General features: G+C 35.3%; 13 protein-coding genes and 1 tRNA gene. 2 read left to right on the forward strand and 12 right to left on the reverse strand.

The window, feature by feature from the left end:
• Window positions 1-9 precede the first annotated feature (9 nt).
• From CHB80_RS10850 to CHB80_RS10870, 5 genes are all read right to left on the reverse strand, one after another.
• The gene (locus tag CHB80_RS10850) at window positions 10-312 is read right to left on the reverse strand and encodes a hypothetical protein (protein ID WP_089371491.1); all 303 of its coding nucleotides are present in this window, start codon (window positions 310-312) and stop codon (window positions 10-12) included.
• A gap of 211 nt (window positions 313-523) precedes the next feature.
• Window positions 524-1,378, reverse strand: a complete 855-nt coding sequence (locus tag CHB80_RS10855; protein WP_308489266.1) for a sugar nucleotide-binding protein — start codon at window positions 1,376-1,378, stop codon at window positions 524-526.
• Window positions 1,379-1,445: 67 nt separating this feature from the next.
• On the reverse strand, window positions 1,446-2,531 hold the full coding sequence (gcvT, locus tag CHB80_RS10860) for a glycine cleavage system aminomethyltransferase GcvT (protein WP_089371493.1): 1,086 nt from the start codon (window positions 2,529-2,531) through the stop codon (window positions 1,446-1,448).
• A gap of 76 nt (window positions 2,532-2,607) precedes the next feature.
• The gene (locus tag CHB80_RS10865) at window positions 2,608-3,018 is read right to left on the reverse strand and encodes a hypothetical protein (protein WP_089371494.1); all 411 of its coding nucleotides are present in this window, start codon (window positions 3,016-3,018) and stop codon (window positions 2,608-2,610) included.
• Entirely contained in the window at window positions 3,018-3,797 is a 780-nt protein-coding gene (locus CHB80_RS10870) for a carboxylesterase family protein (protein ID WP_089371495.1), read from the reverse strand. The genes CHB80_RS10865 and CHB80_RS10870 overlap by 1 nt, the downstream gene beginning before the upstream one ends.
• Window positions 3,798-4,198: 401 nt before the next feature.
• On the opposite strand from CHB80_RS10870, the gene CHB80_RS10875 reads away from it, so the two are divergent.
• Window positions 4,199-4,276 (forward strand) — tRNA-Pro (locus CHB80_RS10875).
• Window positions 4,277-4,333: 57 nt separating this feature from the next.
• On the opposite strand, the gene CHB80_RS10880 is transcribed toward CHB80_RS10875, so the two are convergent.
• The 4 genes from CHB80_RS10880 to CHB80_RS10895 all read right to left on the reverse strand — a co-directional run bounded on the left by CHB80_RS10880 (window position 4,334) and on the right by CHB80_RS10895 (window position 9,897).
• On the reverse strand, window positions 4,334-4,780 hold the full coding sequence (locus tag CHB80_RS10880) for a hypothetical protein (RefSeq protein ID WP_089371496.1): 447 nt from the start codon (window positions 4,778-4,780) through the stop codon (window positions 4,334-4,336).
• Between the two features lie 307 nt (window positions 4,781-5,087).
• Window positions 5,088-5,513, reverse strand: a complete 426-nt coding sequence (locus CHB80_RS10885) for a hypothetical protein (RefSeq protein WP_089371811.1) — start codon at window positions 5,511-5,513, stop codon at window positions 5,088-5,090.
• Window positions 5,514-5,550: 37 nt separating this feature from the next.
• The gene (locus CHB80_RS10890; protein WP_089371497.1) at window positions 5,551-6,672 is read right to left on the reverse strand and encodes an NAD(P)/FAD-dependent oxidoreductase; all 1,122 of its coding nucleotides are present in this window, start codon (window positions 6,670-6,672) and stop codon (window positions 5,551-5,553) included.
• Window positions 6,673-6,675: 3 nt separating this feature from the next.
• Window positions 6,676-9,897, reverse strand: a complete 3,222-nt coding sequence (locus CHB80_RS10895; RefSeq protein ID WP_089371498.1) for a LodA/GoxA family CTQ-dependent oxidase — start codon at window positions 9,895-9,897, stop codon at window positions 6,676-6,678.
• 261 nt (window positions 9,898-10,158) lie between these two features.
• On the opposite strand from CHB80_RS10895, the gene argS reads away from it, so the two are divergent.
• Entirely contained in the window at window positions 10,159-11,937 is a 1,779-nt protein-coding gene (gene argS, locus CHB80_RS10900) for an arginine--tRNA ligase (protein ID WP_089371499.1), read from the forward strand.
• Between the two features lie 114 nt (window positions 11,938-12,051).
• Here argS and CHB80_RS10905 read toward each other — a convergent pair whose 3' ends face one another.
• The 3 genes from CHB80_RS10905 to CHB80_RS10915 form a co-directional block, all read right to left on the reverse strand.
• On the reverse strand, window positions 12,052-12,420 hold the full coding sequence (locus CHB80_RS10905) for a nuclear transport factor 2-like protein (protein ID WP_089371500.1): 369 nt from the start codon (window positions 12,418-12,420) through the stop codon (window positions 12,052-12,054).
• Window positions 12,421-12,526: 106 nt separating this feature from the next.
• A complete protein-coding gene (locus CHB80_RS10910) occupies window positions 12,527-12,958 on the reverse strand; it encodes a nuclear transport factor 2 family protein (protein ID WP_089371501.1) in 432 nt (143 codons plus the stop codon).
• A 57-nt stretch (window positions 12,959-13,015) separates the two neighbouring features.
• Entirely contained in the window at window positions 13,016-13,441 is a 426-nt protein-coding gene (locus tag CHB80_RS10915; RefSeq protein ID WP_089371502.1) for a MarR family winged helix-turn-helix transcriptional regulator, read from the reverse strand.
• Window positions 13,442-13,481 lie beyond the last annotated feature (40 nt).

Below are 13,481 nucleotides of genomic sequence, written 5' to 3' on the forward strand. Positions count from 1 at the left end.
CTTTAAGAATTAGTCTTCATTTAAATATGCTTCCAAGCATTTAGAACAAACGGGTTCAAGAGCATCAAAGAGAGCTTCAAATTTCTTTTGATCGGTTTGAAAATCAATTTTCATGTCTTTAATGCCAAGCGTATTTACTAGAGAAATATCTATGATATAGGCTCCATTAAATAGTTCTTTTTTATCTACAACTTGGACTTTTAACACTTCGGTGTCAACACATACTTCTTGATTATTAGCTTTGTTTGCATGATATTTTGATATAAATGCTGTGACATTTCCTCCATGATATTCACATAGTATATATCCCATTTGTTATGTTATTAGTATTACCTACAATGTATTCATTTTCGCGAAAGCGGGAAAAAAGAAATGATTGGAGATTGTGGATTGTGGATTTTTGATTTAAAAAAGCCTTATGTCCTACGTCCTATAGCAAAGCGGTCTTATGTCATTAATTACGAGTCAGCATTTCGATACAATTTCAGCTATGATAAAATCACTCAATGTCCATGTACGAGCATCACAACTTCTGACTTCCAGCGACTACCTCTTCATTGGTAATGCTTAAATGCTTGGGGAGTTTATTGTCTCTAGGGAGTACGGCTAAATAGCGATCAAAATTACTGGTGTATACATTTTTATACAACGGTTTTCTGCTAATGTCAAACATGGTAATCAGGTCGTGTATAAACTCCTTATGATGGATCAAATCAGAACTTCCTAGATGAAAAATCCCATGTAATTTCCGATTGATGATATAATGTACCTGTTGACTAAACTTGGAGTCGGTGGTGGTATTGATAATCAAATGCGGAAATACTTCAATAGGCTCTCCAAGTAGGAGGTTGTTTTTGAGTTCGCGTACGCGTGAGGACTGTACTCCAAAGACCATCGGCAATCTGACAATAGCATATTGCTTTTCAGGTAAGTTACGCATGAGTAAAGTCTCTATACGTATTTTAAGCTTTCCGTAAATACTTTCAGATAAGGTCTTGTCATGCTCATAACTAGGGTAGTGGGAGAAGGCATCAAATACATTGGCACTTGATAAAAAGATGACTCTACAGCCACTCATAGCAGCATATTCTGTGATGAGTTCATGTGCTTCTAACTGCGCAGGAAACGGACCTCGTAACGCAGATATAATGACAGAGGGTCGTACTTTTTTGAGTAATTCAAACACATCATCAGCGATGAGGTCGTATCTGAAAAAGTGTTTATTGTCACTATATATTTTTCCAGAATGATAGGTGCCATAGGTATCATAATATCTATAGAGCTCTTTATAGAGTGCAGCACCTAGAAAGCCAGAGGCACCTAGAATTATGACTTTATCTTTTGATTTTTTATAAGCGATAACAAGGGGGATTTCAATAAGAAGTTAGCACATGATTAAAAATAATCGTTGGCTAACTTCTTAGTGTATGATAAAAAATGTTTACTTATCCTTTTTTATAGAAAGGTGGTCTTACAACGGTTGCAGGGACTGCTTTCTTGCGTATCTGTATGTTAATTTTTGAATCTGACTTACTATAGGCAGTGGCTACATAGCCTAAACCAATTCCTTTTTCTACTGAAGGACCCATGGTACCTGACGTTACATGACCTATTTTATTGCCTTCATCATCTACGATATCATAACCTTGACGAGGGATTCCGCGTTCATCCAATACAAAACCAACTAATTTTTTAGAAACACCTGCTTCTTTTTGTGCTTTGAGTGCTTCACTATTGATAAAGTCTTTCGTGAATTTTGTCACCCATCCTAAACCAGCCTCTAGTGGTGATGTGGTATCATCTATATCATTACCATATAAACAATATCCCATTTCTAAACGTAAGGTATCACGTGCAGCAAGTCCTATAGGTTTGATACCCCAATCGGCACCAGCTTCTAATACTTTATTCCAGATCATCTCTGCATCTTTGTTATGGCAGTATATTTCAAAACCACCACTTCCGGTGTATCCTGTTGCACTAATAATTACATGCTCTGCGCCAGCAAATGGTCCTACTTCAAACGTATAAAACTTGATAGCAGAAAGATCTGTATCTGTAAGCGATTGCATAGCCTCGGCAGCTTTAGGTCCTTGAATAGCCAAAAGCGAGAAATCTTCAGAGATATTTCTAAGATTTACATCATAGGTATTATGTTTATTAAACCAAGCCCAATCTTTATCAATATTAGATGCATTTACAACCGCTAGGTATTCATTTTCTTTGATGCGATATACAATCAAATCATCTACGATACCACCCTCTTCGTTAGGTAAGCAATTGTATTGAGCACCACCCACACCAATTTTTGATACATCATTTGAACAAATACGTTGTAAAAAATCTAACGCTTTATCTCCATTGATAAGAAATTCTCCCATATGAGATACATCAAAAACGCCTACGCCATTGCGCACTGTCTCGTGCTCAGCGTTTACGCCCTCGTAGGATACAGGCATATTATATCCAGCAAACGGAACCATTTTAGCTCCTAATGCTTCGTGTATTGCGGTTAATGCAGTGTTTTTCATTTGTGTGTTTTTTTGCAACACAAATGTACATAAAATGAAGTGCTAAAAATAGCTTTATAAAGCCCAAATTATGGATTTAATTTAGGTTGTTTTTACGATCTTGTTTTGTAGGGAAATATAAGTTAGAACTACTATAGGAAGAGCCAAAGTTCTGAGCGCCTGCATATACTTGTTGAATAGCATCTTCTACTTGGCGTTCTGTAAGTTCTTTTAATGGATGCATAAAGACAGACCAAAGGATGCCGTCAGAAATCGCATATTTGATATCTAAAGCTGTATGAAAATTGGCTTCCAAACATTTATTTATTTCATCAGGCGTTAGTTTATCAGTTTCTATGATAGGAGCCATAAACCGCATTCTATTATGAAGCTCATCAGTTAGACAAATGAGTTGTGTGTCTCCCAATATAAATTGCCAATGTCCATGATTGCCTTTTACATTGTCTATAAGTGTATGGAATATGGTATCTAATTGCTTGTTATTCATTATCTGATTTTTCGTTTTTTACTATAGATCCATGCAAAGAGTTTTTTTTCTGCAAACGCATTGTCCCAACTATTATGCCCTACATTTTTATAAAGTGTAAGTTTTGGTGTTGCTTTCATCTTTAGCAAAGAGTTGTACATAACTTTAGAATAATTAGACGGTACTACATTGTCATCTTCTCCGTGAAAAATCCAAACGGGTGTTTGCTGGGCCCATTTTGCAACATTATCAGAATTTCCGCCACCACATATAGGAGTCGCTGCCGCAAAGAGAGAAGGTCTTCTTGAAAGCAGTTCAAAGGTACCCATACCTCCCATAGAAAGTCCGCTTACATACACACGATTTTTATCGATATACGCTTCTTCTAAGTATTGGTCTATTAATGCCATCACAGCACTCATAGCCCATGTGGGCTCACTTTCTTTAGGGAATTTAAATACATTGGCGCCTATTTTTTCATTTCTACTATAGGTGCGTTGTGCCCAATAATCATCTGCTGGACATTGCGGAAAAATAACAATAGCAGGATATGTAGGATTTTGTTTTATAAATAACTCACTACCGTGTTTTAGTTGTGCCTGGTTATCGTCTCCACGTTCTCCAGAACCATGTAAAAAAATATGAAGTGGATAGGTTTTGGACTCGTCAAAATCTATAGGTTTTAAAATACGATAAGGAAGGGTTTTGTCCTGATGTTCAAAGCCAGCTTTATCAAAAACTTGTTGTTGACTAATAGCTGAATACCCAATACATAATGCAAAAAGTAAGAGAAGTCTCATACAATAAAATTTTATAGGTGTAAGATAACTAAAACATCGATCATTTATTAGTAAAACACTATTTTGTAAAGTCTGTAAGACGCATACACAATAGATAGTTGAACTAATCCCGCTTTTTCAGCGGGATCTTGGTTTAATACCTTTTATGAAAATTAATAATGAAGATCTCCTTTGTTTCTTACTATATTTTTAGAGGATGAAATGCATTTTAATAAGGTGGTATACGCTTTCGCGAAATCGAACTTGTGAGGCCTGCCTGCCGTCAGGCAGGTTTACGACCAAAGGGAGAGCGAAGCGTTAAATCGTATAAAGGAAAAGAAAAGATTTATAAGAAAAATATATAAAAAGATTGTTTTGTAACTAATAAATAATAGTATATTTGCACCCGCAAAACACCAATTCGGGGTGTAGCGTAGCCCGGTTATCGCGCCGCGTTTGGGACGCGGAGGTCGCAGGTTCGAATCCTGCCACCCCGACCAAAAAAGCCTAAAATCAATACGATTTTAGGCTTTTTGTTTTTTAGTAGGTAGTCTATTTTATTCTACACGTGTATAACTTTCTCCATGAAAACGATTTCCATCATCATCCAATTGAATCTGTTGATACGCTTTCTTTTCCATAACCAGTTCAAATCGGAATACTTGTGTGGTATCTACCACTTTCATCATAGGACCAGATGCATATTCTAATCGCTCTTCAAGCATTCCATTTTTTATAGTATAGGTTCCATATCCAAACCATTCATTACTATCTGAAGGATCATTACGAGTCCACATTACTTTTCCTTTACTATACATTTTGACTTGCCTATACCCGTTTTCATTCTCCATGATTTCTGAGACTGTTCCATCTTCGTACATCTGTTGGTTTTGTAATTCCCAAACTCCTTCTAGGGAGATCTTTTCATTGGTTATATTTCCTCCATCACTCGTGACGAGTGTAGCAACCATCAAGTAACAACTAAAGAATAGTAAAGCTTTCATAATTTTGGTTTTTAGTGAAACATCGGTTTGACTCGAATGATATATTTAAAAATTCATTGTCATACATTACTAATAAATAGTAAGATGGTAGTGTATGAAATGCAGCAAAAATGCTATTTTATACGATTCAAGTTTTTAAAATGAGTACTATAAGATACAAAATAATAAGCAGAATAGATAGCGCTTTTTAATTCTTAGGAAGTGTTAGGTATTCCTTGTTAAGATGATAGCTGTTATTTTTTTTGATAATAGGATGAGTACGCTTTCGCGAAAGCGTATACAGAATAATACCAACTGAACAACAAAATTATAGATCATCTATAGAGACTGGAGTTTGTTTTTCTTTTTCAGTAAGAATACGTTTTATAAACTGATGAACTCTTTTTTCAGTGGCTTCAATCTTTATACAATACGTATCTCTGTATATACTATATTCTTGTGCATCTCCTTTATAGATTGTAAGTTTCCAATACGGAATTACAAGGGCATATGATTCTAATAAGGCTCTAAAACCAATAATAATACCATTAGGGCGTAACTCTATGTTGCATTTGTTGCGGTATTTATCTAGTGCTAGTAAGTTTTGTATTTCGATACTAGAAGAAGTAATTATAAGATGACCGAGACCAATCCCACCTTGTTTGATCCGCTCAAAAAAAGAAAAAGGTTTTCCTACCTCATTGTCTATTTTTTTACGAATCTCAGGATTATTATAGGAGACATTTAAAAGCATTTTCTTTTTCTTATAAAGATATGAAATGCTTTTAGCTTTATATAGATGGATGTCTTCTTTTCCAAAAAGGATGATCACTCCAACGCATCTCTGCTTTGTAAAAAGTGTTTTTATGATAACAATATTGTTCCCAAATAGCTTCAATTTGTTGCGTGTACATTTTTTGAAATTGTGCTTCTATGATACTGTCGGGGTGATTTACAATATTAGACATAACTAATAGCTCTTTTAACTGCATGGCATTGGCCATGGCATTAAACATACCTTGAGAAGACAGCGGATCAAAACTTATGGCTGCATCTCCTATAGCTGCCCATTGTTGACCTGTTACTTTTTCTAATTGTGTTGAGTTTGCTGCTGTAACTCCGTGAAAAGTAATTGCTGCTTTATTCTTTTCTAGAATAGCTGCTATTTGCCTATTACTTTTAGAAAGTTCTAGAAATGAATTTAGATCTTTAAAGGTACTGCGGTCTACTAGGTCTGAATCTGTTTGAAAAGCAATGACACGTTTATGATGAGGAACAACAGCACTATACCACCATCCATTTTCTGAAGCAGTAATGGTACTCATTTTATTTTCTTGAGTGGCAGGAAGTGTTACCCAACAAGCTATCAATTTATCATGATGTATACGCTGTACACCCTGACTTCTTGCAAAATGAGATTGTCGTCCTGTAGCATCGATGATAAATTTGGCTTGTATATGTTGTTCTTTATGTATATCAGAAGTGATCACAACATTCCAAGTGGTATCATCTAACGAACTATTTTGCAATTTAGCTGGCCAGATACATTGTACGCCTCTTTCTACTGCCGATTTTCTTAGGAATTTTTCAAAACCTTTTCTGTCTATACTTTTACTTAACCCATCAGGATTACGTAAATGATCAACAATATGTACTTGCTCACTACCCCAATACGATTGCATTCCTAAGTTTTGAATATAGAGTGAGTTTTGATATCGCTGTAGTGGTTCAAGTAATTGAAGCTCTTTAAGGATGCGTTGTGCTGCCGGTGCTAATGATTCTCCGATACGCTCTTTAGGTTCTTCTAACTTATCAATAAGCGTAACGGTATGTGTATCTATTAATGAGATGGCGGCAATGCAACCTGCAATACCGCCACCTACAATAAGGATGTCTGTTTCTATTTTTGCCAAAGACTAGTGTTCTTTTGGTATGTAACGCTCAAAACGCACCATTTTTTCAGGAACACCCACAGATTTTCTAGGTTGTTTCTGATGCTGTGTCGTTTTCACTTGATCAGCTTTATGTGTTTTTGAAGCGAGTAGATCTAATAATCGTTGCACACTAGGTGTGATTTTATAATCTTCTACAAGTTCATGTTCAATGAGTGTGAGTAATTGATCTTTTGCACCTTCCATCAAGAATTGCTCATTTAATAGTTTTTTATGTGACAGATGCTTAACAGTCGTATCTAATAGATCTTTTTCTTTTCTACCCATACGTTTTTTACTACTTATGACTTTTTTCAAGTCATTCATCGTATCAGATAGTAGTTTTGCATGTTGTTCTTCACTAGGGATAATACCTACCTGCATTTCTGGCGGGAAATTTGGATCATCAGTAACTCCAGGTCGTGGTTGAACGACAGCTAGTTTATCAAAATACTTAATCATTTTATTGATCTGATTTGTTTGCGTAGGCGCTTCTCCATCCAGAGGTAAGTCATCTAGCCAGAAATAGCGATATGCAAAAGCTTCTCTACGTGTTTCTTCAGATAGTTTAGGATCAATAGCCTCTTTATAACGCTCTTCACTTAAGATATTATTAGGCACTCTAGCCGGCCAGAAAGTTGGTAAATAAGGATCGTAAGAAGTGGTATACCCATCTCTACAGCTGGCAGTATCTGTTTGCCAAGGAATTGCCATCCAACGTGTAATACCTCCTGGTGGTTGTCCTCCTAATAATGGGCCAGCCGACATGGTAATCACATCGCCATTCATTGTAGAGCCATAATAACTTGTATCTGTTTTTGGTGTCTTTGGCGCATGCTTAAGTCTAAATGGCGCTGAGTACATACCAGAAGTTCGCATAGGCCATGTCATTTCACATCCTGGATGGAAAGCATCGGCTAGACAGAAATCCATGGCAGCTTTGGTCAACATATCAGGTTGTTCTGAAACAGGTAATTGATCAATATCCGTAACGACAGCAGCCTGTACATCATCAAAATCGGCATCAAAATCCCCTTCTACCCATTGATCTAAAAATGACAATTGTAATTTGGATAGTGTTGAATGTTGACGAACAGATCCTTGTGATGGAATCGAAATTGCATCCCCGTACATCCAAGGCCATAATTGTGGTGCTTCGGCACCAGACACATCATAACGACGGAAATTATTTGAAATCGTTCGGCGCATCTCATAATTGGCAGATGAAGGATCACCTAATTTTCGTACCCATTCTTCAGAGGTATAATTAAATTGGCCTCCCCATCCAAAGGCACCGGCAAACCCTGCATTTACCCATTGTAAATTGGTCATACGTTCAAAAATGGGTAAAATATCTTTCATAAACGAAGGTCTCGCAGGACGCTCAAGCATGCCAGCCTGTACTGCAATATCTCGCATCAAATCCCACATTGTACGCACCGATTTTTGCATAGGCGCATAATCTGGTGGCGCACAAACTACCCATGCCGGATCTACGTTTAATGCGACTCCTTTATAGGTTACGTCTGCTGTAATAGGCCCATCAGAAGTATCATCATACCAACCTTCATTATTTGCAAATGTTACAGCAATATCTCCATTAAGATTTTCAGATTTCCCGTGTCCTCCTAACATAATAAGACGCCCTTTTTTATCGGTATGCATCTCTCCTAAATAGACCTTTTTAGATTGGAATTCCCCTTCAAAAGTATGCCCTTTGGTAATATTAGGCTTTGATATACTTTGTTTCCCTCCATCTATATGTAATGTGCTTCTATCTTTTACATCGATATTACGGAGTAATGATGGCGGTATATCTGGATCACTTGCGTCGGGAATATCCAAAGCAATTTGAAATTGATACCAAGAAGCTTTTTGATTTGCCAAATGAGCATGCCAAGTAATCTTAGTGTCTTTATCTGGAGTTAATTCTTTAATCGCTTTTCCAGCCGCATTAAATCCATAAATTCTAAATTGTGCTGCTTGACGTTTTAAAGCACCCGTTTTATCTCTATACGCATATACATCTTCCTTAGCTTCGGGTACATCTACTAGCGGACCTAAAAAGTATTCATCTTTACTATTACCTACACGTGTAATTCCAATAGGAGGATAGATACCCGCTCTTACAATACAATCATCGTCCTCATCGGTATTTCCCTGAAAAAAGGGACAACGCTGTTTGGGTTCCTGTAATTGTTGTCCATTGGCTTGGTGTCGTGTTTCAGCACTAGCAGCGTATACTGTCTTACGTACTTCTGCAATTGAGCCTAAAGGTCTATGCGCAGCAAGTGTGCGCCAGATATTAAATGATAAATTAGAACCAAATTCCGCCTGACCAATAGCAGTAACATCTTGTTGCGGTATATGTAATTCTGCAATACAGATATACGGACTCTCTTTGGTGCTCCATACTACTTGCGCATCATCCAGCGGCATGGTTTTGTCATTTGTACGCACCTGAATTTCAAATCTAAATTTCGCATCTCCATTACGAAGGCGCTTTTCTAAATCCAGTTTTAAATAATTTGTATCATCAAATGGCGCTCCTTTTGGTGTACTTTCTTCTGGAACTAAACGATATTTTACAATCTGTGATTTCCCTAATTCAAAAGGAAGTATGGCCCAATAACTAGCGCTTAAACAACTCCCTTCTTCTTTTGCCATTGCCGCTAAAATTCTTCCTACTTCGGGATGTTTATTTATATAGGTGTCATAATCTTGATCAATCACACCCGCAGTGGTAAATGCACACATTTGTTGTGCATCTCTAGCGAAGAAACGATCTATATTTTGAAAGATAAAATCGGCAGTATCTCCTTCACCAAATAAATTTCTCCCTTTTACTCCAAAGAGTTTTAAACCAACTCCTAAAGTAGAGTGTAAATCGGCTGAAGTAGGAGAGGTGTCACTAGAAAATCGCATAGCGCACTCATAAGAGTCGCCTGCAAAGATGCCCACTTTATATTTTTTAGGAATATCTTTTTTAATTACAAAATTACCGTAGGCAATACCGTGTTGTTTTCTAAATACAGCACGTTCTGCTGGTTTTTGTCCATTTTCAATTCGGGTTTTTTGCCCCATTTCTACAAACATCTCTTTAAGACGTTGTGTCACTATTTTTGTAGCACCAGTACTATCCCAGCATTTTACATTGTTTGCTGTAGGTTTGTCTACATTTTTTTGGTTGGAGGAATCTTTACTCATGAGTTTATATTTGGTTAAGCTTTGATATTTAATGGATTAAAAATTACAAAGAATCTCAAAAAAAGAAGGGAATAGAAAAGAGTATTTTCTAAAAACGGGTATAATTACGGGGTTTTTGAATGGTATAGATTGGATCGATTTATTTTTCTATCTATACATTATTTTCCTCATATATATAACGGTTAATTATCTTGTTTTTATAGTATCTTTGCGCTTTGAAATGCCCGTAAAAACGGGCATCTTATGTATTAAATTTGTATTATGTCCTTACAGCAAACGCTTACAACAGCCGTTAAAGAAGCCATTCAATCCATATATCAAGCAGAATTAACTGCAGTAGAGTTTCAAGCAACCCGAAAAGAGTTTGAAGGTGATATTACCGTAGTGGTATTCCCAATGTTACGTGTGGTGAAAGGAAACCCTGTGCAGATTGGTACCCAAATAGGAGAGTACCTTGTCGAAAATGTTACTGAGGTAACTGCATTTAACGTGGTAAAAGGATTTTTGAATCTTGTGATTGCCGATGGATATTACTTAGACTTTTTTAAAGGCATTCAAGCTGATGTACAATTTGGATTCAAAGCTCCAGAAGGCAAGGCCGTAATGGTAGAGTATTCTTCTCCAAATACAAATAAACCTTTACACTTAGGACATATTCGTAATAATTTATTAGGGTACGCTGTCGCGAAAATTATCCAAGCCTCAGGTAAAAATGTATACAAAACACAGATTATCAACGATCGTGGTATTCATATTTGTAAGTCTATGTTGGCATGGCAACGATTTGGAAATGGAGAAACTCCAGAAAGTGCAGGAATGAAAGGCGATAAACTTGTTGGAAATTACTATGTAAGATTTGACAAAGAATATAAAATAGAAATCCAAGAGCTAGTTACTGCTGGAAAAACAGAAGATGAGGCCAAAAAAGAAGCACCTATTTTACTAGCTGCGCAAGACATGCTTCGTAAATGGGAAGCAGGAGATGAAGAAGTGGTAGCCCTTTGGAAAACTATGAATCAATGGGTATATGACGGTTTTGCGGTGACCTATAAAAATTTAGGTGTAGACTTTGATAGTTTATACTATGAAAGCAATACCTATTTATTAGGAAAAGACAATATTGATGAAGGACTAGAAAAAGGTGTATTCTTTAAAAAAGAAGACGGTTCTATATGGTGTGATCTAACGGATGAAGGCTTAGACGAAAAATTAGTGCTTCGTTCAGATGGAACAGCTGTGTATATGACACAGGATATAGGGACGGCGATTCAACGTGTCAAAGACAATCCTGACGTAGGAGGAATGATTTATACTGTAGGAAATGAGCAAGACTATCACTTTAAAGTATTGTTCTTAATCCTTAAGAAATTAGGATATGACTGGGCAGAAAACTTATACCACTTAAGTTATGGAATGGTAGATCTTCCTTCTGGAAAAATGAAATCCCGCGAAGGAACTGTAGTAGATGCTGATGATTTGATTGTAGAAATGGCAACGACAGCAGAAACACTATCTAAAGAATTAGGAAAACTAGAAGGTTATTCTGAAGAAGAAAAACAAGAACTCTATAAGACGATAGGATTAGGAGCACTGAAGTATTATATATTAAAGGTAGATCCGCAAAAACGTATTTTATTTAATCCTGAAGAATCGGTAGAATTCCAAGGAAATACAGGACCTTTCATCCAATATACCTACGCGCGTATCCAATCAATATTACGTAAAGCAAAAGAGTTAAAAGTTGATACTTCTGTTATTTCGTTAAATGAATTACACGAAAAAGAAAAAGAACTCTTAAAATTATTACAGGAATATCCTACTACTATACAATTGGCAGCAAAAAATCATAGCCCAGCTTTAATTGCAAATTACACTTATGATCTTGCTAAAGGATTTAATTCTTTTTTCCAAAATGTAACCATATTAGGCACTGACAATGAAGCTGAAAAAGCATTCCGTGTGGCTTTAAGTGGAAAAGTAGCCCAAGTAATTAAAAGTGCTTTTGGACTATTAGGTATTGACGTACCTGAGCGTATGTAATTTTACAAGTGAATGTTATAAGAATAACTGTCACTAAAAATGAGTTTAACTCTTGAATAATAAAATAAATGAATCAATAAAGGTTCGGATTTTCACCCGAACCTTTATTTGATTTTACCCCCTCATTTGCTCATACACGTTTTTCCAACCTGAAGAATCATAGACTAAATGAGATTCCTTTATGATTTTATTTTCAACCCTAAACCATTCAGAAGCTATATTTGATTCAAGTCCAACAATAGATGATTTAAAATTATAAAATACACTAACCCAATTTTTATTTTCAGCAATATTTATGATGTCTATTCCTGTTATTAATGTTCCAATTTCTTTAGCTAATGCAATAAATTCTGTTTTAGAGTTTAATACTACTATTGGGTTTTTAAATACATAATCGTCTGCTAGTAAAGCCAGGGATTCTTGAATATATTCAGGATTATTAAATCCATTTAAAAATTTCATTATGATTTCTTTATTTGTCATAATCTTTTAAAAATTAATTGAAATACATTAAAACGATAATTATAAATTTAATGTAGAACAGAATGTTAAAAATAGACAGTTAATTTTAAGGATAATTGTATAAATGTTACTTTATTAGAGTTACATAATCTTGAATCACTAACCACTCATTCTTTAATTTTACAAGGGAATAAAAATTCTTTAATGTTGGTTTACCAGGACTTGTAAGTGTCACCTTGATAGTAGCCATATGCTCTTCGATAAATTCAATAGCTTCATAGTTAATGTTCCTTTTATAACCTCCAAATTTTTTAGTTTTTATAAAAGATACATAGGTTGATTTATCCAAAATAGAAGTAGCATCTTTTTTTGTGTCATATAGGACTACTCTAAAGTCGTCATGTAAATAGTGCTTTAGTTTTTCTGCGTCATTAATATCTCCAGCGTGTATATAGGACTCTAAGGTAGATTTTACATCTTTCATAGTATTGTTTTGAGCGTTTGATTTGCAAGCTATTAGTAGCATCACTGTAAGAAGGGATAAAATTTTTGTTTTCATAATTTTTAAATTAAAGAGTTATATTTATAGTTAGCTAGACAACTAAATAGATAAATTTTAGGTGTCTAAATTTTTTTGAATTTTATTTAAAATGGATTTAATATGTTGACTTTCTTTCTCAGATAGTTCTTGTAAACCTTTAAGGCGTATTCCTTCAATAATAGGTTGTAAATTATGAATTAGTGTTTTTCCTTTTTTAGAAATAGAAAGCGATACTTGTCTAGAGTCTGAAGAAGAAGAAGTTTTTATAATAAACCCTTTTTTATCTAATTGATTTACCATTCTTGAGATAGTAGGTTTATCTTTTACCAGTTTTTCTCCTATAAAAATTTGGTTTGTAGTTTCATTATCATTGATAACATTTAAAACTAACCATTGTTCTATAGTGATATCAATGCCATGAGATCTTAGAACGTTTTGCCCATATTGTCTGATTTTTCGAGCAGTAAGTTCGATCTGAAAATAGATGTTGTTATGAATCATATCGCAAATATATAATAAAAATAGTTAGCTAGACAACTAA

The organism is Dokdonia pacifica, assembly GCF_900188275.1.
GTDB lineage: Bacteria > Bacteroidota > Bacteroidia > Flavobacteriales > Flavobacteriaceae > Dokdonia > Dokdonia pacifica.